The sequence below is a fragment of the Herbidospora sp. RD11066 genome (assembly GCF_054661255.1).
The window spans coordinates 302,596-321,258 of the sequence record NZ_BAAGDO010000009.1; the positions used below are offsets into that span (position 1 = coordinate 302,596).

Below are 18,663 nucleotides of genomic sequence, written 5' to 3' on the forward strand. Positions count from 1 at the left end.
ACATGGCGAAGACGTCGCTCAAGGTCAAGGCGGCCCGCAAGCAGAAGTTCGAAGTGCGCGCGTACACTCGTTGTTCGCGCTGCGGTCGGCCTCGCGCCGTCTACCGCAAGTTCGGGCTCTGCCGTGTGTGCTTCCGCGAGATGGCGCACCGGGGCGAGCTGCCCGGCATCACCAAGTCCAGCTGGTAATTCCAGAGCAAGTTCACTACGCCGTAGGTCCCCTTCATTTTTGGGAAACCGCGGCGAGGAGGGCCATCGATCATGACGATGACCGACCCGATCGCAGACATGCTGACGCGTCTGCGGAACGCGAACTCGGCCTATCACGACACCGTCACCATGCCCTACTCGAAGATCAAGGCGCACATCGCCGAGATCCTTCAGCAGGAGGGCTACATCCAGTCCTGGAGCGTCGAAGACGCCAAGGTTGGCAAGAACCTCGTGGTGGAGCTCAAGTTCGGGCCGACCCGTGAGCGTTCGCTCGCGGGCATCCGCCGGGTTTCCAAGCCCGGTCTGCGGGTTTACGCGAAGAAGGACAACCTGCCCCGAGTCCTGGGCGGGCTGGGCGTCGCGATCATTTCGACGTCCGGCGGCCTGATGACCGACAAGCAGGCCGGCAAGCGCGGAGTGGGCGGGGAAGTCCTCGCCTACGTCTGGTAAGAGGGGAGGAACCACAGCATGTCGCGAATCGGACGGCTGCCCATCCCTGTACCGAGCGGTGTCGACATCACGATCGACGGCCGGGCTGTCCAGGTCAAGGGCCCGAAGGGCACGCTTTCTCACACCGTCGCCGAGCCCATCGAGGTTCAGCGCGGTGACGACGGCAACATCGCCGTCACCCGTCCCAACGACGAGAACAAGGTCCGTGCGCTGCACGGCCTGTCCCGCACGCTGATCTCCAACATGGTGGTCGGTGTGACTTCGGGTTACTCGAAGACGTTGGAGATCGTCGGCGTCGGCTACCGCGTCCAGGCCAAGAGCCCGACGCAGCTCGAGTTCTCGCTCGGCTTCAGCCACCCGGTGATCATCGACGCGCCGGAGGGCATCACCTTCCGCGTCGAGCGTCCGACCCTGTTCCACGTGGACGGGATCGACAAGCAGAAGGTTGGCGAGGTCTCGGCCAACATCCGCAAGCTGCGCAAGCCCGACCCGTACAAGGGTAAGGGCGTGCGCTACCAGGGCGAAGTCGTCCGCAAGAAGGTCGGAAAGGCTGGTAAGTAGTCATGGCTGCGAAGTACGGCAAGCACAGCGCCGCTCGCGCCATTTCGCGAGCCCGCCGCCACCGTCGTGTGCGCAAGAACGTCGTCGGCACGCTCGAGCGTCCGCGTCTGGTCGTCAACCGGTCGGCGCGGCACCTGTTCGTGCAGATCGTCGACGACGGTCAGGGCCACACGATCGTGAGCGCCTCCACCATGGACGCCCAGCTGCGTTCCCTGGAGGCCGACAAGACCGAGAAGGCGAAGAAGGTCGGCGAGCTTCTCGCTCAGCGGGCCAAGGACGCCGGGATCACCGCTGTCGTTTTCGACCGTGGTGGTAACCGCTACGCGGGTCGCATCGCGGCTCTGGCGGACAGCGCCCGTGAAGGCGGGTTGAGCTTCTGATGACAACCCGTCCTATGAGCAATGAGAAGAGGAACCACTGATGGCTGGAGCTCCGCGTCGCGGTGCCGGCGGCGGTGGCGAGCGGCGGGAACGTCGTGACGATCGCCGCGGTGGCGCCCAGGAGAAGGGCGTCTCGTACATCGAGCGCGTCGTGAAGATCAACCGCGTGGCCAAGGTCGTCAAGGGTGGTCGCCGGTTCAGCTTCACCGCGCTGGTCATCGTCGGCGACGGCAACGGCCTCGTCGGGGTCGGCTACGGCAAGGCCAAGGAAGTGCCCGCGGCGATCGCCAAGGGTGTCGAAGAGGCCAAGAAGCACTTCTTCAAGGTGCCGCGCATCCAGGGCACCATCCCGCACACCGTGCAGGGCGAGGACGCCGCCGGCGTCGTCCTCCTGCGTCCGGCCTCGCCCGGTACCGGTGTCATCGCGGGTGGTCCGGTGCGCGCGGTCCTGGAGTGCGCCGGGATCCACGACGTGCTGTCCAAGTCGCTCGGCTCGGACAACCCGATCAACATCGTGCACGCCACCGTGGCGGCTCTGAAGGGCCTCTCGCGCCCCGAGGAGATCGCCGCCCGCCGTGGTCTGCCGATCGAGGACGTCGCCCCCAAGGCGATGCTCAAGGCGCGCGCCGAGGGTCTCGCCGAGGCCGCGGCCGCCGCGAAGGCGGGGAGCTAGCCATGGCCCGCCTGAAGATCACGCAGACCCGGTCCAAGATCGGTGGCAAGCAGAACCAGCGTGACTCGCTGCGTTCGCTTGGCCTGAAGCGAATCGGCGACGTCGTCGTGAAGGAGGACCGTCCCGAGATCCGCGGGATGGTCGCCGTCGTGACGCACCTCGTCGAGGTTGAAGAGGTCGACTAGTCATGACTGAGAACGCACCGCTGAAGATTCATGACCTTCGTCCCGCCCCGGGTGCCAACAAGTCCAAGGTCCGTAAGGGCCGCGGCGAGGGCTCCAAGGGTAAGACGTCCGGTCGTGGTACGAAGGGTTCCCACTCCCGTACCACCGTTCCCCTCGGTTTCGAAGGTGGCCAGGTTCCGCTCCAGCGGCGGCTGCCGAAGCTGAAGGGCTTCTCGAACCACCTGTTCAAGACGACCTACCAGGTCGTCAACCTTGACAAGCTCTCCGAGGTCTTCACCTCCGCCGGCGACGTGACCGTCGCCGACCTGGTGGCGAACGGCCTGGTCCGGAAGAACGAATTGGTCAAGGTTCTCGGAACCGGCGACATCTCCGTGGCGTTGAACGTGAAGGCGCACGCCTTCTCGGCCAGTGCCAAGGAGAAGATCGCTGCGGCCGGCGGCTCCACCACGGAGCTGTAGGTCTCATGCATCACGAGGCGCGGAGGCTCGTTATGAGCCTCCGCGCCCGTAGTGCGTTAGAGTTCGCTGGACAGTGGCCCCTGGTTCACTGTCAAACCGCTCGTTTGGTTTGGTAAGACCCGCTGTATTGGCAAGACCGCAAGAAGACATGCCGATGGACGACCCCCGCACCATCGCTCACCGTTACCGCGTCTCTGGCGCGCAGGAGGGACCGTGCTAACCGCTCTTACCCGGGCATTCCGGACGCCGGACCTGCGCAAGAAGCTGCTTTTCACCCTGGGTATCATTGTGATCTTCCGCCTGGGCTCGGTTCTGCCGACCCCTGGTGTGAATACCGAGAACGCCCGTAAGGCTCTGGAAGCGGTTCAATCTAGCGAGCTCAGCAGTATTTACGGGATGGTCCAGCTCTTCAGTGGCGGCGCGTTGCTGAAGCTTTCAGTGTTCGCGCTGGGCATCATGCCCTACATCACGGCCAGCATCATCCTGCAACTGTTGACTGTCGTGATCCCTCGCCTCGAAGCCCTCAAGAAGGAGGGTCAGGCGGGCACCGCCAAGATCACACAGTATACCCGTTACCTCACCATCGGCCTGGCGATTCTCCAGTCGACGGCGTTCGTCGCCCTGGCCCGGTCCGGACAGCTGTTCGGTACCTCCGGCAACGACCTTCCGATCCTGCTCAACGACGACATCTTCACCGTCGTCGTGATGGTCATCACCATGACCGCGGGTACGGCCGTCATCATGTGGCTCGGTGAGCTCATCACCGACCGCGGCGTCGGCAACGGCATGTCGATCCTGATTTTCACCCAGATCATCGCGGTCTTCCCGTCGGAACTGATGAACATCTTCCGGCAGAAGGGCGCCTTCACCTTCGTCATCGTCATGATCGTCGGCATCTTCATGATCGCCGCGGTCGTGTTCGTGGAGCAGGCGCAGCGCCGCATCCCGGTGCAGTACGCCAAGCGGATGGTCGGTCGCCGGATGTACGGCGGCACCTCGACCTACATCCCGCTGAAGGTCAACCAGGCCGGCATCATCCCGGTCATCTTCGCCTCCTCGCTGCTCTACCTGCCGCAGCTGCTGGTGACGCTGTTCGCCAACAGCCAGGAGAGCAACGTCGTGGTCGAGTGGATCGCCCAGAACTTCGGTTCCGGAGACACCCCGATCTACATGGCGACCTTCTTCCTCCTGATCGTGTTCTTCACGTACTTCTACGTGTCCATCACCTTCAACCCCGTTGAAGTCGCCGACAACATGAAGAAGTACGGTGGGTTCATTCCGGGCATTCGTCCGGGCCGGCCGACCGCCGAGTACCTGAACTACGTGCTCACCCGGTTGACCGCACCGGGGTCGCTGTATCTGGGCCTGATCTCCATGGTCCCGATCTTCGCCCTCACGCTGGCCGGCGCTTCCCAGAACTTCCCGTTCGGAGGAACGAGCATTCTGATCATGGTGGGTGTCGGTCTCGACACGGTGAAGCAGATTGAGAGCCAGCTCCAGCAGCGCAACTACGAGGGCTTCCTGAGATAGTGCGTCTCGTCCTGGTCGGGCCCCCCGGAGCGGGCAAGGGGACGCAGGCCCAGTTCATCGCATCGCATCTGTCGATCCCGAAAATCTCGACAGGTGACATTTTCCGCGCCAACGTGTCGGGTGGCACGGAGCTCGGAAAGCTGGCCAAGACCTACATGGATCGCGGGGACCTGGTTCCCGACGAGGTGACGATCGCGATGGTGCGCGGCCGCCTCGCCGAAGACGACGCGCAGGACGGTTTCCTGCTCGACGGGTTCCCGCGGAACGTGGCGCAGGCCGAGGTGCTCAAGAAGATGCTGGCCGACTTGGGTTCCGGGCTCGACCTGGTGCTGGAGCTCGTCGTCGACGACGACGAGGTGGTCCGGCGCCTGGCCGGGCGGCGCACCTGCCGCTCGTGTGGCAAGGTCTGGCACGTCGACTTCGACCCGCCGAAGAAGGAGGGCGTCTGCGACGCCTGCGGCGGCGAGCTGTTCCAACGCGACGACGACCGCGAGGAGACCATCAGGCACCGCCTGGAGGTCTACCAGGAGCAGACGGCGCCGTTGGTCAACTTCTACGCCGACGAGGGCATCCTGCGGGGCGTCGACGCGACCGGTCCGGTCGAAGAGGTCACCGGCCGCGCGATGGGCGAGCTACGCGGGTTCACCCGTGGCCCCGAGCAGGAGCAGGACGGCGACGACGCCAAGAACTAGAAGCGTCAGACCCACTGGAACGCCACCCCACGATTGCGTGGGGTGGCGTTCAGCATGTGGGGGACAATGTATTGAATCGGGCATATGCCCCTGAAAGATGATCCACCCAAGGGGTGCCTACGGGATGTTTCGGAAGAACAAGCACGGGATCCAGATCAAGACGCCCGAGCAGGTCGTCAAGATGCGCGCGGCCGGCCTGGTGGTCGGGCGCACGCTCGATCTGCTGAAGCGGTCGGTCGAGCCGGGCATCACGCCGCTCGACCTCGACGCGATCGCCGAGAAGGCGATCAGGGACGAGGGCGCGATCCCGTCGTTCAAGGGCTACCAGGGTTTCCCGGCCACGATCTGCGCGTCGGTCAACCAGGAGGTCGTCCACGGGATCCCGGGTGACGCCCGGCCGCTGCGCGAGGGCGACATCATCTCGATCGACTGCGGCGCGATCCTCGACGGCTGGCACGGCGACTCGGCCGTGACCGTCCCGGTGGGGGAGGTCGACCCCAAGCTGCTGGAGCTGATCCGGGTGACCGAAGAGGCCATGTGGGCGGGCATCGGGGCGCTGAAGGTCGGCGTCCACCTTTCGGACATCGGGCACCGTGTCGAGAAGTACGTGCGCTCCCAGGGCCGCTACGGCATCCCCCAGGAGTACGGCGGCCACGGCATCGGCACCGAGATGCACATGGACCCGTGGGTGGCCAACCACGGCAAGCCCGGCCGGGGGCCGAAGCTGGAGGCCGGCATGTGCCTGGCGATCGAGCCCATGGTGAACCTGGGCACCGACCAGACCCGCGTGCTGTCCGACGACTGGACGGTCGTCACCCAGGACGGCAAGGCCTCGGCGCATTTCGAGCACAGTGTGGCGGTGACCGCCGAAGGGCCGCTCGTATTGACGGCACTCGACGGCGGCAAAGAACGGTTCGCCACTACATAATTGGTAAAAAGACGTATTCGGAGGTTCGGCCATGGCATTCAGTCCGGAGATGCGCGCTTCAGACGCCGACCGGGAGAAGGTCGCGGCCGCCCTTCGCGAGCACATGGTCGAAGGCCGTCTGAACGCCGAGGAGTTCGGCGAGCGACTGGAGGCGGCCTACGCCGCCCGGACCTTCGGCGACCTCCAGGTGCTCACGCGCGACCTGCCCGACATCGACCTGAAGAACCTCCCGGCCCGTCCCGAGCCGGTGAAAGCGCAGGTCGGCCAGCCGCCGAACGGGCTCAAGGGCGCGTGGGCCGGATGGGCCTTCGTCTCTCTGGTCAACTGGGGCGTCTGGCTGTCGATCTTCATGGCGGGTGGCGAGGCGGTCTATCCCTGGCCGCTCTGGGTGATGGGCCCGTGGGGGATCGGCCTGCTCATCGCCACGCTCGCGACTAAGCAGAACGGCGAGAAAAAGCGCGAATTGGGCTCCTGAATGTGCCGTTGTACGCCCTGCGTATTCGTGCACAGAACGTCGGCCCGAGTCTTCCTAATGTGAGCGGTGTCCGGAGATGAGCAGCATCCCCGGGAAGGTTCACAGGAGGACAGACAAATGCGCAAGCTCCCCCGGGTTCTCGCCGGCACCGCCCTCGCCGCCGGTCTCATGGCCGGCGCCCTGGCCGCCCCCGCCGCCGCCAGCGCCACCGCTTCCACCGGCTCGGTCGCGGCCGCCTCGTCGAAGCACTTCTTCGGCCCGTACCACTCCCACTGGAGCAACGGCTTCGAGAAGAGCCACAAGTCCTACTTCAAGGGCTACTGGACCAACACCGGCGGCCAGTACTGGTTCTACGGCGACGTCTTCGACACCGACCGCGACCGCCAGTGGACCTACGTCTGGTACCGCTACACCGACAAGTTCGGCAAGAGCCACGAGAAGTTCTTCAAGAACAACTCGTTCGGCCACGGCAAGCGGTTCAACAAGTTCTTCGGCTTCAAGAAGGGCTTCGTGAAGGACGTGGACTTCCGCGTCTGCGAGGGCGTCAACAGGTTCGACGACTGCGGTGGCTGGGGCGACGCCTTCTGAGCCATGCCGCATCCCACCTTCCGGGGCCCGTCCTGACCAGGACGGGCCCTATCTTTTGCCCTTCTGGCCTGTTGGCGCGGTTGTCCCCGGGTAGGTGATCTTTGTCGGCCGGGTGGGAGTCCCTCGGCCGCCGGGCGTCCCGGCTGAGCGGGCCGTCCGGGCGCTGAGCCACCGGGCCCACCCGATCCGGCATGTCGGCGGTGCCGGACGGGTGGGCCCGGTTTTGCGGTATCCTGGAGAGCGGTTGTGTACGAGGGCCCGTTCTGCGAGATCGTTTCGCGTTCCGCACCGGGTTGCCGTACACTCCTTTGTCGGTTCACTATGACCTTTTGCGTGGGCGGCCTTGCAGCCGCCGCTCTCTGAAACGCCTCAAGGTCGCGGCTGATTAGTGTTCCGAAGCCTCAGACGACCGAGCATCAGTGAAACGTGAGGAACTTTTGGCCAAGAAAGACGGCGCCATCGAGATCGAGGGCACTGTGGTCGAGTCGCTCCCGAACGCCATGTTCCGGGTGCAGCTCGACAACGGCCATAAGGTCCTGGCCCACATCAGCGGCAGGATGCGTATGCACTACATCCGCATTCTCCCGGACGACCGGGTCGTCGTGGAGCTTAGCCCCTACGACCTCACTCGCGGCCGGATCGTCTACCGGTACAAGTAGGAACGATTAAGGACTATGAAGGTCAAGCCGAGCGTCAAGAAGATCTGTGACAAGTGCAAGGTGATCCGCCGGCACGGTCGAGTCATGGTGATCTGCGACAACCTGCGCCACAAGCAGCGTCAGGGCTAGTCGCCACCGGTCCCTGCTGAGTCCGCCCGAGGTGGCGGACTCGACGTGTATGGGGCCGGGTCTGTAATCGCGCGCCACACTCGCGAAGGCGTCTTCTTTTCATGGGGACGAACCACGCGGGAGACCCCCGGTCGGAGGCCGGGGCCCTCACCCCGGGCATTGGGGAGGGGCGTGGGGCGCAGGACCTCCGCGAAACGAAGGAGAATGCCCGACCATGGCTCGCCTGGTTGGCGTCGACCTCCCCCGCGACAAGCGGCTGGAGATCGCTCTCACCTACATTTACGGCATCGGCCGTACCCGCGCGCTCGAAATCCTGGACGCCACCGGCGTCTCCGGCGACCTGCGCGTGCACCAGCTCTCAGACACCGAGCTCGTGCCCATGCGTGACTACATCGAGGCGAACTACAAGATCGAGGGTGACCTCCGTCGCGAAGTTCAGGCCGACATTCGTCGCAAGATCGAAATCGGCTGCTACCAGGGCATCCGGCACCGCAAGGGGCTGCCCGTCCACGGTCAGCGGACGCAGACGAACGCGCGTACCCGCAAGGGCAAGAAGAAGACCGTGGCCGGCAAGAAGAAGCCGGGCAAGAAGTAGTCCTTAGCTGCAGCCCATTTCAGGAGATAGCGCTTAAATGCCGCCGAAGAGCCGCCAGGGCGCACCCAAGAAGGTGCGCCGCAAGGAAAAGAAGAACGTCGCTCACGGGCACGCCCACATCAAGAGCACGTTCAACAACACGATCGTCTCGATCACCGACCCCAACGGGAACGTGATCTCCTGGGCCAGCGCCGGCCACGTCGGGTTCAAGGGCTCCCGTAAGTCCACCCCGTTCGCCGCCCAGATGGCCGCCGAGAACGCCGCTCGCCGCGCCATGGAGCACGGCATGCGCAAGGTCGACGTCTTCGTCAAGGGTCCCGGCTCCGGCCGGGAGACCGCGATCCGCTCGCTGCAGGCGACCGGGCTCGAGGTCGGTTCCATCCAGGACGTGACGCCGGTCCCGCACAACGGTTGCCGTCCGCCGAAGCGCCGCCGCGTCTGACGTCCAGGAGATAAGAGAAAATGGCTCGTTACACGGGTGCGGACTGCAAGCTCTGCCGTCGAGAGAAGACCAAGCTCTTCCTCAAGGGCAAGAAGTGCGAGTCCGCGAAGTGCCCCATCGAAATCCGTCCTTACCCCCCGGGTGAGCACGGTCGTGGTCGTCCCAAGGAGTCTGAGTACCAGCTCCAGCTTCGTGAGAAGCAGAAGACCCGCCGCATCTACGGCATCCTCGAGAAGCAGTTCCGGAACTACTACGAGGAAGCCAACCGCAAGTCGGGCAAGACCGGCGAGAACCTCCTCCAGATCCTGGAGAGCCGTCTCGACAACGTGGTCTACCGCGCCGGCTTCGCCGAGTCGCGTGACGCCGCCCGCCAGCAGGTCCGCCACGGTCACGTGATCGTGAACGGCAAGAAGGTGGACATCCCGTCCTACCGCGTCCGCGAGCACGACATCGTGGAGATCCGCGAGAAGTCGCGCAACCTCATGCCCTACGAGGTGGCTCGCGCCACGTCCGGTGACAAGACCGTCCCGGCGTGGCTGGGTGTCGCCCCCGAGGCCATGCGGGTGCTCGTGCACCAGCTTCCGGTCCGCCAGCAGATCGATACGCTGGTCCAGGAGCAGCTCATCGTCGAGCTCTACTCCAAGTAGTCCTTGGGGTAAGGCTTGTCTGCCGCACGGCTCGTGCATATCGGGCCGTGCGGCACACTGGTTTAACCGAGTGGCGTCAAATAACGGGCGCCGCCGTTTCGAAGGGAATCACGCATGCTCATCGCACAGCGTCCCAGTCTCGTTGAGGAGTCCCTCGACGAGCACCGGTCCAAGTTCGTCATCGAGCCGCTGGAGCCGGGTTTCGGCTACACCATCGGCAACTCCGTGCGGCGCACGCTGCTGTCGTCCATTCCGGGCGCGGCCGTGACCTCCATCCGCATCGAGGGTGTGCTCCACGAGTTCACGACCGTTCCCGGGGTCAAGGAAGACGTCACCGACATCATCCTGAACCTGAAGAACCTGGTCGTCTCCTCCGAGCACGACGAGCCGGTGGTCATGTACCTGCGCAAGCAGGGCCCCGGTGAGGTCACCGCCGCCGACATCGCGCCCCCGGCCGGTGTCGAGGTGCACAACCCCGACCTCCACATCGCCACGCTCAACGGCAAGGCGAAGCTGGAGATGGAGCTGACCGTCGAGCGCGGTCGCGGCTACGTCTCCGCCGCCCAGAACAAGCAGCCCGGCCAGGAGATCGGCCGCATCCCGATCGACTCCATCTACTCGCCGGTGCTCAAGGTCACCTACAAGGTCGAGGCGACGCGTGTCGAGCAGCGCACCGACTTCGACCGGCTGATCCTCGACGTCGAGACCAAGCCGTGCATGAAGCCCCGCGACGCGGTGGCCTCGGCCGGTAAGACCCTCGTCGAGCTGTTCGGCCTGGCCCGTGAGCTCAACGTCGAGGCCGAGGGCATCGACATCGGCCCGTCGCCGACCGACGCCGCCCTGGCGGCCGACCTGGCGCTGCCGATCGAGGAGCTGAACCTGACGGTTCGTTCCTACAACTGCCTCAAGCGCGAGGGCATCCACACCGTGGGCGAGCTCGTGGCCCGCAGCGAGCAGGACCTGCTGGACATCCGCAACTTCGGCGCGAAGTCCATCGAAGAGGTCAAGCAGAAGCTGCACGAGATGGGTCTCGCCCTCAAGGACAGCCCTCCCGGCTTCGACCCGTCCGCTGTCGCCGGTGGCGGCTACGACGACGAAGACGGCGGTTTCATCGAGACCGAGCAGTACTGATTCTTCGGTAAGTAACGATCATTCGATCGGCCCGACCCCGGTACCTGATACGGCCGGGGCGGGTTATCAAAAGGAGCATGTCATGCCCAAGCCCGCCAAAGGCGCACGTCTCGGTGGTTCCGCGGCTCACGAGAAGCTGATCCTGTCGAACCTGGCGACTCAGCTCTTCCAGCACGGAAAGATCAAGACCACCGAGGCCAAGGCCAAGCGCCTGCGCCCGGTGGCCGAGCGGCTGATCACGAAGGCGAAGAAGGGCGACATCCACAACCGTCGCCAGGTCGCCGCCGTCGTTCGTGACAAGAGCGTCGTGCACCACCTGTTCACCGAGATCGCCGTGACCTTCGCGGAGCGTCCCGGTGGCTACACCCGCATCACCAAGATCGGTCAGCGTAAGGGTGACGCCGCTCCCATGGCTGTCATCGAGCTCGTCACCGAGCCGCTGAACGCCGTCACCACGACCCGCAAGGCCCCCGAGCCCGCCGCCGCCCCGGCGCCGGAGCCCAAGGCCGACGAGGTCGAGGAGACGAAGGCGGAGGCCGCCGCCGACGAGGCCGAGGTCACCGAGACCGAGGCCAAGAAGGACGACGAGGCCTGATCCATCGGGTTTCCACGGGTCCGGTGTCCTTACGGGACACTGGACCCGTTTCTTTTTCACCAAAGGGGTGCTCCATGCGGCTGCGGCTCGATCTCGGATACGACGGGACCGATTTCTCGGGCTGGGCGAAGCAGCCCACCCGGCGGACCGTCCAGGGGGAGCTCGAAGCCGCTCTGGGCCGGATCCTGCGCCTGCCCGAGCCGCCGTCGCTGACGGTGGCGGGGCGCACCGACGCCGGCGTCCACGCGCGGGGGCAGGTGGCCCACGTCGACCTGGCCGACGACATCGAGGAGCCCGCCGCGCTGCTGCGGCGGCTGGCCGGGGTGCTGCCGCCCGATGTGCGGGTCAACCGGGTCAGCGTCGCCCCTCCCGGGTTCGACGCGCGCTTCTCGGCGATGTCCCGCCGCTACGGCTACCGCGTCAGCGACAACGCCGGGGGAGTCGACCCGCTACGGCGCAAGGACGTGCTCTGGTACAACCGGTCGCTCGACGTCGGCCTCCTGAACGCCGGATCGGCCGCCCTGCTGGGCGAACACGACTTCGCGGCCTTCTGCAAGAAGCGCGAGGGCGCGACCACGATCCGCGAACTCCAGCGCCTGTCGTGGGAGCGCGAGGAGACCTTCCTCATCGCCACCGTGGTCGCCGACGCGTTCTGCCACTCCATGGTCCGCGCGCTGGTCGGCTCCCTCCTGATGGTCGGCGACGGCCGCCAGCCCATCGACTGGCCGGGCCAGGTCCTTCGCCGCGCGGTGCGTGATTCAGGAGTACACGTGGCTCCGGCGGTGGGGCTGACCTTGGAAGAGGTCCGCTACCCGGCCGACGCGGAGCTGGCGGAGCGGGCGGCGATGACCCGCCGGGTGCGGACCCTCAGCACGTAATACGCGAAAGGCGCCCCGTTTTCAGGGCGCCTTTCGGTTGTGTACGGCTAGCTCGTCACGCGCTTTTCGATGATCTCGGCCGTCTGGTCGCGGAAGGCGCCGCTGACCGGGCCGAGGTCCTTCTCCTTCTCGCCCGGGGTGTGGCCGTCGGCGTAGGTGGCGTAGCTGAAGACGATGTAGCGGCCCCAGACCATGCCCGCGGCGTAGCCGCCGCTGATGGCCACGCGGTCGGCGCCCGAGTCGGCGTCGCCGTTGAGGCCGCGGAACCACAGGTTGCTGCCGAGGTTCTTGGTCTGGTCGACGGCCAGGGCCGCCTCCTTGGTGGGCAGCACGGCGATGCCGGTCGTGACGGCGTACTGCTTCTTGCCGTCGACGTAGGTCGCCCGCAGCACCCGGCGGCAGTCGTTCTCCGACAGCGACTGGGCGAACGCGCCCGCGGCGGCCGCCGCGCAGTCGTCGGTGATGTTGACCTTGACGCGCTTGAAGGTCCGGCCGTTGAGGGTGACCTTCGCGGCCGGGAACGCCTCGGCGAGGGTCAGCTTGCGCGGGTCGGTCGTCTCCGAGTCGAGCACCGCCGCCTCGACCGTGGGAACCGGGTCGGCGATCTGGGCGCCGGGCGTGGCGGGGGCGGTGGTCGCCGGGGGAGGCGCTGCCTCGCCGGTCGTCTCCTCCTCGCCGCTGTAGGCCATGTAGGCCGAGGCCCCGATGGCCGCGATCACGACCACGGCGCCACCGGCCAGCAGCACCTTGCGGGTGCCGCCGCCCTTTTTCTTCTTGGCGGGCACCTCGGTGACCAGGGTCGCCTCGGCCGGGCGGTAGCCCTTGGGCAGCGGCGGGTGGACGATCCCCTCCGCCACCGTCGGCGCCGCCGCGACTGTGGGCGGGGTCGCCGGGGCGGCGGCCAGGCTCTCGAAGCCACGCCCGGGTGAGGCCGGGGCGACCGGGGGGATCGGGGAGGCGAACAGGCTGTCCTGTTCGGGCTCCGGTTTGGGGTCGGTCTTCTGCACCGGCATCTCCGGATCGGTGGGGATGTCGGTCACGGTGCCGTTGAACACGGCGGGGCCGGGCTCCTGGAAGACCGGCGCCTCTTCGCGCGGGATCGTGGTCTCCGCGGGTTCTTCGCCGGGGATCGCGGCCGACGGCCAGCGGGTGCCGGTGTCGCTGGCCCACTGGTGGGCGGGCGGCCAGGTCGCGCCCTCGGGGCGGTCGCCGGGGACGGTGGCCACGCCCGTGTCGGGCTCGGTGACCGTGTCGGTGTGGCGGGCGGGTGGGGGCCAGTGGCGGGGGTAGACGGGCGGGTCGTCGTCGGACTCGGTCATCTCGACGGTGGTCGCCGTCGTCTCCTCGCCCGGCAGGCGTGGCGGCCAGACGGCGATGTCGCCGGGCTCACCGGGGCGTTCGTCGCCGGCGGGCCACTCGGGGAGCGGGGGGAGGCCGGAGGTGGTGGCGTCCACGGAAACCGGCTCTTCGACGGAGGCGGTGGGCCAGCCCGCCCACTGCTGGGCCGGGGGCCAGGAACCGGCCTTGGTGTGGTCGCGGGTCTCTTCGGTCTCGGGGTCGTAGGCGGGGACCTGCCAGGACGCGTTGTGGTCGCGGGTGTCCTGGGTGTCGATCTCGGCTTCGGGGGTGGGCACGGGCGGCGACCACGCGGAGTCGGTGTTCCGGGTGTCCTGCGTGTCGATCTCGGCCTCGGGTTTCGGCGCCCAGCCGGACCCCTCGGGGCGCTGGAGCGGGGGCCAGGAGGCCCGGGAGTCGCGCGTGTCCTCGGTGTCGGGGTCGTAGACGGGGGCGGGCCAGGCCGACCTGGAGTCGCCGGTGAGCGGCCACGACGCCCGGGAGTCGATGGTGTCTTCCGTCGTGTCGTCGTAGACGGGAGGAGGCCAGGCCGACCGCTGGTCGAGGCCGGCGGCGCCGAAATGCCCGGCCGCCTCGGGGGTGTGCTCGGTCACCGGTGCGGGCGGCTGCCACGAACGGGGGGTCGGCCAGGTGGCGCCGGGCTCCTCGGGCCGCTCCGTCTCGGCCGCGGGCGTCGCCTCGGAGAACCAGCCTCCCGACGACTCGGCGGGCTCGCGGGCGGGCGCCGGGGGCCACGTGGGCGGCTCGGGGCGCTGCGCGGCGGGCGCGGGTGGCCACTCGGGCTGCGGCGGACGGGCCGTCGGGGCCGCGAACCAGCCGCTTCCCGAGCCCTCGTCGGGCTGCGAGTAGCTCTCGTCACGAGACGACTGCCCGAAGCTGGGCGGGGGCACCTTGCCCTCGTGGTCGTGCTCGTGCTCGGAACCGGAATCCTGGCCACGCATACCCGGAAGCGTATCTGCGCAGACGAGATCGTCGTGCCGCTATGGGCGTTTCAGCATTGAGCTAGCCTCGGGTGCCGCGCACCGACCTGCTGTCGAGGGGCGGGAACACGATCGCGTCGGTGATGTCGACGGCGGCCTGGTAAAGGCGCTTGAGCTCGGCTTTCTTCGGTTCGTGGCCGTCTTTGAACTGGAACCAGAGCAGGATCGCGTAGTGGCCGTGGGTCCAGCCGCCGGCGTAGGCCTCGCCGTCGCCCAGTTCCTTGGTGTGCTCGTCTTTACCGGCCAGGGGCTTCAGATAGTCCTTGCGTTCCTTGCCCGCGCCGGCCCCGGCGACGCCCGTGGCGCCCTTGGACGTCTTCAGGTTGGCCACCCCGACCGTGCCGATCACCACGCCCTTGGCGTCGTGGAAGCTGGCCCGCAGGAGCTGGGTGCACCCGGCCGACTTCAGGGCCTTGGTCAGCTTGTCGCCGGTGACGGCGTCCTTGCAGGCCTTGTCGGACTTGCGGACGGTCATCTTGTACTTCCGGCCGTTGCTGGTGAAACCGCTGCGGCCGAAGATCTCGTTCTGGGTCAGCGGATCGGGGTCGGTGGCGCGCGAGGCGGCGTACCCGAACTCGTTTCCCGGCGCGACGGGAATGGTGGGCTTCGGCGCGGCCGACGTGGTGGCGGCGGGTGGCGCCGCACCCTCGGAACAGCCGCTGAGCAGGCCGATGACGGCGGTGATGACCAGTGGGGCGACCAGTCCGGACCGGCGCCAGGCGGGGGAACCCATGACCTTGAGATTAACCATGTCGCGCGGTTGGTGCCGAGTCGGTCAGGAATAGCCGAAGTCCTGCGTCCACCACGGACCGCTCGGATCGAGGTTGACGCCGACCCCGGTCACGGTCAGCTGGCAGTTGAGGATGTTGCGCCGGTGGGAGGGGCTGTTGAGCCAGCTCTTCACCGCGTCGGGGGCCTTCTGGTAGCCCTTGGCGATGTTCTCGGCGCCGCCCAGGCGGTATCCGGCGCGGGCCATGCGGTCCCAGGGGCTCGATCCGTCGGGCGACTCGTGGTCGAACTTGCCGGTGGAGGCCATGTCGGCCGAGTGGAGCCGGGCCGAGGCCACCAGGCGGGAGTCGATCCGCAGCGCGGGGCAGCCGGCCTTGGCGCGGGCCTCGTTGACGAAGAAGAGCACGTCGTCTTCCAGTTCGGCCACGTGGGGGCTGACGGGAAGGGGGGTGGTGAGGCCGTTCGGCGGGGTGGGCACCTGCTCCTCGCCGCCCACGGGGGCGACCGGCACTAACGCGGGCCGGACGCGGGGCGGCGGCGACGGCGAGGCCTTGGCGAAGGGCTGGTTGTCCCGCAGGTAGACCTCGCTCGCGCCGTTGCCGAGCACGGTGATCCGGCCGATGACGATGCCGAGGACGAGGACCGCGAGAACGCATGCCAGAACACCCAGCAGCGTCCCGCGTCGGGCGCTTGGCTGGGTATGCCGGTTGTGAGGGGTCTGCCACATACCGCAGCCAAATATAGGGATACAGCGGCCTGTTGAAAATGAGATTGGAGAGACCGGATGGGTACAGGAGCCGCAGATCAGACCACCGGAGCAAGTGCTCCGTTTTGGACCGTTGCGTTTTGCTCAAGTCAACGCTTGCGGGTATGGTGGTGGATCGTTGTGTGTGCTTCAGTCCATCGCTGACTGAACACGGCGCGTCCGGCGTCACCTCCCGTTGTGTGGAGACGGATGGTTGTGCCGCCGTGTGCCCGCGCGACCTCCGACTGTTCACCATCCGACAGAAGGCACTGCCGTGAGCACGTTCACCCCGAAGCCCAACGACGTCGAACGTCAGTGGTACGTCATCGACGCCACCGACGTCGTGCTCGGCCGGCTGGCCAGCCACGTTGCGAACCTGCTCCGTGGCAAGCACAAGCCGATCTTCGCGAACCACGTCGACACCGGCGACTTCGTGATCATCATCAACGCCGGGAAGGTCGCCCTGTCCGGCAACAAGCTGGAGCAGAAGAAGGCCTACCGCCACTCCGGCTACCCGGGCGGTCTGCGCTCGGTCACCTATGGCGAGCTGATGGAGAAGCGTCCCGACCGGGCCGTCGAGAAGGCCGTCAAGGGCATGCTGCCCAAGAACGCCCTCGGTCGGAAGATCGCCAAGAAGCTCAAGGTCTACGCCGGTTCGGAGCACCCTCACCAGGCGCAGAGCCCCGTGCCCTTCGAGATCACCCAGATCGCCCAGTAACGCCGAGCCAGGAAAGTAAAGAGGAGAACCGTGGCTGAGACCACCGGTACCGAGACGGTCGTCGAGGGCGAGCTCGAGGACTTCGCGGGCGAGGAATTCCCGTCCGAGTACACCACCGAGTCGGCCCCCGCCGCCGACGCCCCCGTGCGCAAGCCCGTCACCACGGGCAACTCGTACGGCACCGGCCGCCGCAAGGAGGCCGTCGCCCGTGTCCGGATCGTTCCGGGCACCGGCAAGTGGACGATCAACGGTCGTAGCATCGACGTCTACTTCCCCAACAAGGTCCACCAGCAGATCGTCAACGAGCCCTTCGTCGTCCTCGGCGCCGAAGAGCAGTTCGACGTGATCGCCCGCATCGACGGTGGCGGCGTCACCGGCCAGGCCGGCGCCCTGCGCATGGGCCTGTCCCGCGCGCTGGCCATCCTCGACGCCGAGACCAACCGGCCGCCGCTGAAGAAGGCCGGCTTCCTCACCCGTGACGCCCGCGCCACGGAGCGGAAGAAGTACGGCCTCAAGAAGGCCCGTAAGGCTCCGCAGTACAGCAAGCGTTAAGTTGGGCCGCCTCTTCGGCACCGACGGGGTACGTGGGGTCGCGGGTCGCGACCTCACCGCCGAACTGGCCATGGACCTGTCCGTGGCCGCCGCGCACGTGCTGCGCGATGCCGGGAGGAGCCGCCCGCTCGCCGTCGTAGGCCGGGACCCGCGCGCTTCGGGGGAATTCCTCGAAGCCGCTGTGGTCGCCGGCCTCGCGTCGTCCGGCATGGACGTGCTCCGTCTCGGCGTGCTGCCCACCCCGGCGGTCGCTCATCTGACCCCTGAGCTGGGAGCCGACCTCGGTGTCATGCTCTCGGCCTCGCACAACCCGGCGCCCGACAACGGCATCAAGTTCTTCACCGGCAAGGGCTTCAAGCTGCCCGACGCGGTGGAGAACGAGATCGAACGGCGTCTCGGGGAGAAATGGGAACGTCCCGTCGGCTCGGCCGTCGGGCGGGTCCGGGAGGCGTACGGCGAGACCGAACGCTACGTCTCCCACGTCCTGAGCTCGCTTCCCCACCGTCTCGACGGCCTCCGGGTCGTCGTCGACTGCGCCCACGGCGCCGCCCACATGGTGGCTCCCGAGGCGCTGCTGCGCGCCGGAGCCGAGGTCGAGACGATCGGCACGGCCCCCGACGGGCTCAACATCAACGACGGCGTGGGCTCCACCCACCTGGGTCCGCTGCGCGACGCCGTCTTGTCCCGTAAGGCCGACGTGGGCATCGCCTACGACGGCGACGCCGACCGTTGCCTCGCGGTGACGGCCGACGGCTCCGAGGTCGACGGCGACCAGATCATGGCCGTCCTGGCCACGGAGATGCGGGCCGAAGGCCGCCTGGCGAAGGACACGGTCGTGGCGACGGTCATGTCCAACCTGGGCTTCAAGCTGGCCATGCGCGAGGCGGGCATCACGGTCATGGAGACGGCCGTCGGTGACCGCTACGTGCTGGAGCGCATGCAGGAGGACGGCTTCACCTTCGGCGGTGAGCAGTCCGGTCACGTGATCATGCTCGACCACGCGACCACCGGCGACGGCCTGCTGACCTCGCTTCACCTGCTCGCGGCGATGGCCCGCTCGGGCAAGCCGCTGGCGGAGCTGGCGGCGGTGATGACCAAGCTGCCGCAGGTCCTGGTCAACGTGAAGAACGTCGACAAGTCCCGCGCCCGCGACGCCGCCCTGCTGGCGGCCGTGGCGCAGGCCGAGTCGGAGCTCGGTGACACCGGCCGGGTGCTGATCCGGCCGAGCGGCACCGAGCCGATGATCCGCGTCATGGTCGAGGCGGCCTCGCACGACCAGGCGACGGAGATGGCCGAACGTCTGGCCGAGGTCGTCCGAGTCACCTGCGGATGAAGTCGGTTTCCTGAGAGCGGCCCCTTCCCGGGGGCCGCTCTTCCG

Annotated in this window: 26 protein-coding genes; 23 read left to right on the forward strand and 3 right to left on the reverse strand. The window is 67.3% G+C overall.

Annotation, left to right across the window (positions count from 1 at the left end; translation table 11 throughout):
• Positions 1–2 precede the first annotated feature (2 nt).
• The 20 genes from ACYQ78_RS30995 to truA all read left to right on the forward strand — a co-directional run bounded on the left by ACYQ78_RS30995 (position 3) and on the right by truA (position 12,205).
• Complete coding sequence (locus ACYQ78_RS30995; protein WP_030451489.1) at positions 3–188, forward strand: type Z 30S ribosomal protein S14; 186 nt, start codon at positions 3–5, stop codon at positions 186–188.
• A gap of 72 nt (positions 189–260) precedes the next feature.
• On the forward strand, positions 261–659 hold the full coding sequence (gene rpsH, locus ACYQ78_RS31000; RefSeq protein ID WP_061295243.1) for a 30S ribosomal protein S8: 399 nt from the start codon (positions 261–263) through the stop codon (positions 657–659).
• Between the two features lie 18 nt (positions 660–677).
• A complete protein-coding gene (rplF, locus tag ACYQ78_RS31005) occupies positions 678–1,220 on the forward strand; it encodes a 50S ribosomal protein L6 (RefSeq protein WP_459804491.1) in 543 nt (180 codons plus the stop codon).
• 2 nt (positions 1,221–1,222) lie between these two features.
• Entirely contained in the window at positions 1,223–1,600 is a 378-nt protein-coding gene (gene rplR / locus ACYQ78_RS31010; protein WP_459804492.1) for a 50S ribosomal protein L18, read from the forward strand.
• A 40-nt stretch (positions 1,601–1,640) separates the two neighbouring features.
• The gene (gene rpsE / locus ACYQ78_RS31015; RefSeq protein ID WP_030451485.1) at positions 1,641–2,273 is read left to right on the forward strand and encodes a 30S ribosomal protein S5; all 633 of its coding nucleotides are present in this window, start codon (positions 1,641–1,643) and stop codon (positions 2,271–2,273) included.
• 2 nt (positions 2,274–2,275) lie between these two features.
• Positions 2,276–2,458 (forward strand): 50S ribosomal protein L30, encoded by a 183-nt coding sequence (gene rpmD / locus ACYQ78_RS31020; RefSeq protein ID WP_030451484.1) that lies wholly within the window; start codon positions 2,276–2,278, stop codon positions 2,456–2,458.
• Positions 2,459–2,460: 2 nt separating this feature from the next.
• Positions 2,461–2,916, forward strand: coding sequence for a 50S ribosomal protein L15 (gene rplO, locus ACYQ78_RS31025; RefSeq protein WP_459804493.1), 456 nt, complete (start codon positions 2,461–2,463; stop codon positions 2,914–2,916).
• Positions 2,917–3,129: 213 nt separating this feature from the next.
• Complete coding sequence (gene secY, locus ACYQ78_RS31030) at positions 3,130–4,446, forward strand: preprotein translocase subunit SecY (protein ID WP_459804494.1); 1,317 nt, start codon at positions 3,130–3,132, stop codon at positions 4,444–4,446.
• A complete protein-coding gene (locus ACYQ78_RS31035; protein WP_459804495.1) occupies positions 4,446–5,138 on the forward strand; it encodes an adenylate kinase in 693 nt (230 codons plus the stop codon). Before secY ends, ACYQ78_RS31035 begins: the two co-directional genes overlap by 1 nt.
• A gap of 124 nt (positions 5,139–5,262) precedes the next feature.
• Positions 5,263–6,066, forward strand: a complete 804-nt coding sequence (gene map, locus ACYQ78_RS31040) for a type I methionyl aminopeptidase (RefSeq protein ID WP_459804496.1) — start codon at positions 5,263–5,265, stop codon at positions 6,064–6,066.
• Between the two features lie 49 nt (positions 6,067–6,115).
• Positions 6,116–6,541 carry a DUF1707 SHOCT-like domain-containing protein gene (locus ACYQ78_RS31045; RefSeq protein WP_459804497.1) on the forward strand — a complete coding sequence of 142 codons (426 nt, stop codon included), beginning with the start codon at positions 6,116–6,118 and terminating at the stop codon, positions 6,539–6,541.
• Between the two features lie 117 nt (positions 6,542–6,658).
• On the forward strand, positions 6,659–7,129 hold the full coding sequence (locus tag ACYQ78_RS31050; protein WP_459804498.1) for a hypothetical protein: 471 nt from the start codon (positions 6,659–6,661) through the stop codon (positions 7,127–7,129).
• A 437-nt stretch (positions 7,130–7,566) separates the two neighbouring features.
• The gene (gene infA, locus ACYQ78_RS31055; protein ID WP_030451477.1) at positions 7,567–7,788 is read left to right on the forward strand and encodes a translation initiation factor IF-1; all 222 of its coding nucleotides are present in this window, start codon (positions 7,567–7,569) and stop codon (positions 7,786–7,788) included.
• Positions 7,789–7,803: 15 nt separating this feature from the next.
• On the forward strand, positions 7,804–7,917 hold the full coding sequence (gene rpmJ / locus ACYQ78_RS31060; protein ID WP_003956441.1) for a 50S ribosomal protein L36: 114 nt from the start codon (positions 7,804–7,806) through the stop codon (positions 7,915–7,917).
• 214 nt (positions 7,918–8,131) lie between these two features.
• On the forward strand, positions 8,132–8,512 hold the full coding sequence (gene rpsM, locus ACYQ78_RS31065; protein ID WP_061295253.1) for a 30S ribosomal protein S13: 381 nt from the start codon (positions 8,132–8,134) through the stop codon (positions 8,510–8,512).
• A gap of 37 nt (positions 8,513–8,549) precedes the next feature.
• Positions 8,550–8,954, forward strand: a complete 405-nt coding sequence (rpsK, locus tag ACYQ78_RS31070; RefSeq protein ID WP_020542285.1) for a 30S ribosomal protein S11 — start codon at positions 8,550–8,552, stop codon at positions 8,952–8,954.
• A gap of 20 nt (positions 8,955–8,974) precedes the next feature.
• Positions 8,975–9,601: a 30S ribosomal protein S4 gene (gene rpsD, locus ACYQ78_RS31075; RefSeq protein WP_459804499.1), complete on the forward strand. Its 627-nt coding sequence runs from the start codon at positions 8,975–8,977 to the stop codon at positions 9,599–9,601.
• A gap of 114 nt (positions 9,602–9,715) precedes the next feature.
• The gene (locus ACYQ78_RS31080) at positions 9,716–10,732 is read left to right on the forward strand and encodes a DNA-directed RNA polymerase subunit alpha (protein WP_061295255.1); all 1,017 of its coding nucleotides are present in this window, start codon (positions 9,716–9,718) and stop codon (positions 10,730–10,732) included.
• 82 nt (positions 10,733–10,814) lie between these two features.
• Positions 10,815–11,327: a 50S ribosomal protein L17 gene (gene rplQ, locus ACYQ78_RS31085; RefSeq protein ID WP_459804500.1), complete on the forward strand. Its 513-nt coding sequence runs from the start codon at positions 10,815–10,817 to the stop codon at positions 11,325–11,327.
• Between the two features lie 74 nt (positions 11,328–11,401).
• Positions 11,402–12,205, forward strand: a complete 804-nt coding sequence (truA, locus tag ACYQ78_RS31090) for a tRNA pseudouridine(38-40) synthase TruA (protein ID WP_459804501.1) — start codon at positions 11,402–11,404, stop codon at positions 12,203–12,205.
• Positions 12,206–12,252: 47 nt separating this feature from the next.
• On the opposite strand, the gene ACYQ78_RS31095 is transcribed toward truA, so the two are convergent.
• The 3 genes from ACYQ78_RS31095 to ACYQ78_RS31105 all read right to left on the reverse strand — a co-directional run bounded on the left by ACYQ78_RS31095 (position 12,253) and on the right by ACYQ78_RS31105 (position 15,997).
• Positions 12,253–14,502: a hypothetical protein gene (locus tag ACYQ78_RS31095; protein ID WP_459804502.1), complete on the reverse strand. Its 2,250-nt coding sequence runs from the start codon at positions 14,500–14,502 to the stop codon at positions 12,253–12,255.
• A 61-nt stretch (positions 14,503–14,563) separates the two neighbouring features.
• Entirely contained in the window at positions 14,564–15,274 is a 711-nt protein-coding gene (locus tag ACYQ78_RS31100) for a hypothetical protein (protein ID WP_459804503.1), read from the reverse strand.
• 42 nt (positions 15,275–15,316) lie between these two features.
• Positions 15,317–15,997, reverse strand: a complete 681-nt coding sequence (locus ACYQ78_RS31105) for a CAP domain-containing protein (protein WP_459804504.1) — start codon at positions 15,995–15,997, stop codon at positions 15,317–15,319.
• A gap of 292 nt (positions 15,998–16,289) precedes the next feature.
• Between ACYQ78_RS31105 and rplM the strand changes: the two genes are divergently transcribed.
• The 3 genes from rplM to glmM are packed head-to-tail and all read left to right on the forward strand — an operon-like array spanning position 16,290 to position 18,618.
• Entirely contained in the window at positions 16,290–16,733 is a 444-nt protein-coding gene (rplM, locus tag ACYQ78_RS31110) for a 50S ribosomal protein L13 (RefSeq protein ID WP_459804505.1), read from the forward strand.
• A gap of 30 nt (positions 16,734–16,763) precedes the next feature.
• Entirely contained in the window at positions 16,764–17,285 is a 522-nt protein-coding gene (gene rpsI, locus ACYQ78_RS31115) for a 30S ribosomal protein S9 (RefSeq protein ID WP_459804506.1), read from the forward strand.
• A 1-nt stretch (position 17,286) separates the two neighbouring features.
• Complete coding sequence (gene glmM / locus ACYQ78_RS31120) at positions 17,287–18,618, forward strand: phosphoglucosamine mutase (RefSeq protein WP_459804507.1); 1,332 nt, start codon at positions 17,287–17,289, stop codon at positions 18,616–18,618.
• The last annotated feature ends 45 nt before the right edge of the window (positions 18,619–18,663 follow it).

Excerpts from the sequence above, each read along its gene's own strand:
- ACYQ78_RS30995 (WP_030451489.1), top strand. The coding sequence starts at position 3 with ATGGCGAAGACGTCGCTCAAGGTCAAGGCGGCCCGCAAGCAGAAGTTC.
- rpsH (WP_061295243.1), top strand. The coding sequence starts at position 261 with ATGACGATGACCGACCCGATCGCAGACATGCTGACGCGTCTGCGGAAC.
- rplF (WP_459804491.1), top strand. The coding sequence starts at position 678 with ATGTCGCGAATCGGACGGCTGCCCATCCCTGTACCGAGCGGTGTCGAC.
- rplR (WP_459804492.1), top strand. The coding sequence starts at position 1,223 with ATGGCTGCGAAGTACGGCAAGCACAGCGCCGCTCGCGCCATTTCGCGA.
- rpsE (WP_030451485.1), top strand. The coding sequence starts at position 1,641 with ATGGCTGGAGCTCCGCGTCGCGGTGCCGGCGGCGGTGGCGAGCGGCGG.
- rpmD (WP_030451484.1), top strand. The coding sequence starts at position 2,276 with ATGGCCCGCCTGAAGATCACGCAGACCCGGTCCAAGATCGGTGGCAAG.
- rplO (WP_459804493.1), top strand. The coding sequence starts at position 2,461 with ATGACTGAGAACGCACCGCTGAAGATTCATGACCTTCGTCCCGCCCCG.
- map (WP_459804496.1), top strand. The coding sequence starts at position 5,263 with ATGTTTCGGAAGAACAAGCACGGGATCCAGATCAAGACGCCCGAGCAG.
- ACYQ78_RS31045 (WP_459804497.1), top strand. The coding sequence starts at position 6,116 with ATGCGCGCTTCAGACGCCGACCGGGAGAAGGTCGCGGCCGCCCTTCGC.
- ACYQ78_RS31050 (WP_459804498.1), top strand. The coding sequence starts at position 6,659 with ATGCGCAAGCTCCCCCGGGTTCTCGCCGGCACCGCCCTCGCCGCCGGT.
- rpmJ (WP_003956441.1), top strand. The coding sequence starts at position 7,804 with ATGAAGGTCAAGCCGAGCGTCAAGAAGATCTGTGACAAGTGCAAGGTG.
- rpsM (WP_061295253.1), top strand. The coding sequence starts at position 8,132 with ATGGCTCGCCTGGTTGGCGTCGACCTCCCCCGCGACAAGCGGCTGGAG.
- rpsK (WP_020542285.1), top strand. The coding sequence starts at position 8,550 with ATGCCGCCGAAGAGCCGCCAGGGCGCACCCAAGAAGGTGCGCCGCAAG.
- rpsD (WP_459804499.1), top strand. The coding sequence starts at position 8,975 with ATGGCTCGTTACACGGGTGCGGACTGCAAGCTCTGCCGTCGAGAGAAG.
- ACYQ78_RS31080 (WP_061295255.1), top strand. The coding sequence starts at position 9,716 with ATGCTCATCGCACAGCGTCCCAGTCTCGTTGAGGAGTCCCTCGACGAG.
- rplQ (WP_459804500.1), top strand. The coding sequence starts at position 10,815 with ATGCCCAAGCCCGCCAAAGGCGCACGTCTCGGTGGTTCCGCGGCTCAC.
- truA (WP_459804501.1), top strand. The coding sequence starts at position 11,402 with ATGCGGCTGCGGCTCGATCTCGGATACGACGGGACCGATTTCTCGGGC.
- ACYQ78_RS31095 (WP_459804502.1), bottom strand. The coding sequence starts at position 14,502 with ATGCGTGGCCAGGATTCCGGTTCCGAGCACGAGCACGACCACGAGGGC.
- ACYQ78_RS31100 (WP_459804503.1), bottom strand. The coding sequence starts at position 15,274 with ATGGGTTCCCCCGCCTGGCGCCGGTCCGGACTGGTCGCCCCACTGGTC.
- ACYQ78_RS31105 (WP_459804504.1), bottom strand. The coding sequence starts at position 15,997 with ATGTGGCAGACCCCTCACAACCGGCATACCCAGCCAAGCGCCCGACGC.